Genomic DNA, 1766 nt, shown 5'->3' on the forward strand with positions numbered 1-1766 from the left:
CTCCGGTCCGGCGCTCCGGACCGGAGCCCACCGGGTCATCGCGCGTGCGCGTCGCCGTGCTCGCGTGGAGCGGGGGTGCCCGGGTCGGCCCCGGAGCGCTCGGCGTCGCGACCTTGGCGGCTGCCGCGTGGCGCGGGTGTTCAGGGGTGCCGCGTCCAGGTTCCCCCGGGCGCCGTCAACAGCCGTGTTCGTCGGGCGAGGGGCGGAGCCGCCGCCCCTCGGGGGTGAAGGTGAAGGCCGCGCGGAACGGGCCGCCGCCGAAGCGCACGGCGAGCAGGACCGGCTCGGGGCGCGCGGGAGGCCAGGAGGGCTCGGCGCCGGGTTCGGTGCCGTTCCAGAGGTGGAAGAACACCACGGGCTGACGCCGGTCCTCGGTGAGGTAGCCCAGCGTCTTGCCGGAGAAGGGGCCGCCTCCGCCGAAGAGCACCGACGGGGGACCGAACTCGGCGACCACCCCCGTCCACAGGCGGTCGGTCTCCGCCCAGCGGCGGACGCGGCCCCTGAGCGCGTCGTAGGCCCGGGCGTCCAGGACGCGGTCGGGTTCCAGCCAGCCGCGCCGGTGCGCGAACTCGGCGTGGACGGAGGCCATGCCGTGCTCGTAGTCGCCGCCCGGGACAAGCCGCCGGAAGGCTCCGGTGACCCCGGTGGGGGACCAGGCCCCGCGTTCCTCCAGAAGCCGCTGGTGCTCGGCCCCCGCCCGCGGTTCACGCTCCATGAACAGCAGGTGGTCCACCAGCATGCGCAGGGTGGTCTCGCCTCCGTACATCCCGGGCCGCCGCAGGGCCAGGTTCAACTGGCCGACGAGGTGGGAGTGCATGTCCTCGGACGCCACGAGTGTTCTGGATGTGCCCATGCGCGCATTCTTCCCGCTGAGCCGCTCCGGTGCCTCCACGGGCTCCGGGCTCCAGCGGAAGGGATTGACGAACTTGTGTTAGCGAGTAACACTTCTTGTGTCGGAACCGGTCGGGGGAGGGGCGGACATGGACCAGCGCACGCGCCGCAGGCAGCGCAACAGGGCCGCCATCCAGGAGGCCGCCCTGCGCCTGTTCGAGCGGCAGGGCTACGAGGCGACCACGGTCGCCCAGATCGCCCGTGAGGCGGGCGTCTCGCACATGACGTTCTTCCGCTGCTTCCCCTCCAAGGAGGACGTGGTCCTGCGGGACGAGTACGACCCGATGCTGGAGGAGCTGGTCCGCGAGCAGCCCGACACGCTCCCGGCCGTCGAGCGGATCCATCGGGCCACCCTGGTCGGACTCGGCCGGGTCTACGAGGACAACCGGGAGGCGCTGCTGGCCCGGGCCCGCCTCCTACTGTCCATCCCGGCCCTGCGCTCGCGTATCGGCGAGAACCTGGCCTCGGCGAGCACCGCCTTCGAGCGCGGTCTGGCCCCCGCCCGGGGTGGGGCCTTCGACCCGAATCCGCCTGGAAGTGGAGCCTCTGGTCCGGATTCGCCTGCAAGCGAGGTCCCCGCTCCGGATCCGCGTGGAAGCGACGCCCCCGCTCCGGATCCGTCTGGAAGCGCAACCCCCGGCCTGGCTCCGCCCGGAACCGAGGACCCCGCACCCGTCCTGGCTCCGCCCGGGACCGAACCCCCCGACCTGGAGACCAGGGCCGTCGCCGCCGCCTGTTCGGCGGCGCTGTCCGAGGCCGTCGTCGCCTGGGTCGACTCGGACGGGCAGGACGAACTGCCCGCGCTCGTCGACCGGGTCTTCCTCGCCCTGCGCGCCGCCCCACCCTCCCACCACCGATCCTGAGGACCCCCCATG

Annotated in this window: 2 protein-coding genes; one reads left to right on the forward strand and one right to left on the reverse strand. The window is 73.6% G+C overall.

Translation table 11 applies throughout. From position 1 onward, the window contains the following. Positions 1–175: 175 nt before the first annotated feature. A complete protein-coding gene (locus DQW06_RS15395) occupies positions 176–853 on the reverse strand; it encodes a hypothetical protein (RefSeq protein WP_041552574.1) in 678 nt (225 codons plus the stop codon). A gap of 127 nt (positions 854–980) precedes the next feature. On the opposite strand from DQW06_RS15395, the gene DQW06_RS15400 reads away from it, so the two are divergent. After that, positions 981–1754 carry a TetR/AcrR family transcriptional regulator gene (locus tag DQW06_RS15400; RefSeq protein WP_117198769.1) on the forward strand — a complete coding sequence of 258 codons (774 nt, stop codon included), beginning with the start codon at positions 981–983 and terminating at the stop codon, positions 1752–1754. The last annotated feature ends 12 nt before the right edge of the window (positions 1755–1766 follow it).

The organism is Nocardiopsis sp. TNDT3 (genome assembly GCF_003427465.1).
In the GTDB taxonomy this organism is placed as follows: domain Bacteria; phylum Actinomycetota; class Actinomycetes; order Streptosporangiales; family Streptosporangiaceae; genus Nocardiopsis; species Nocardiopsis dassonvillei.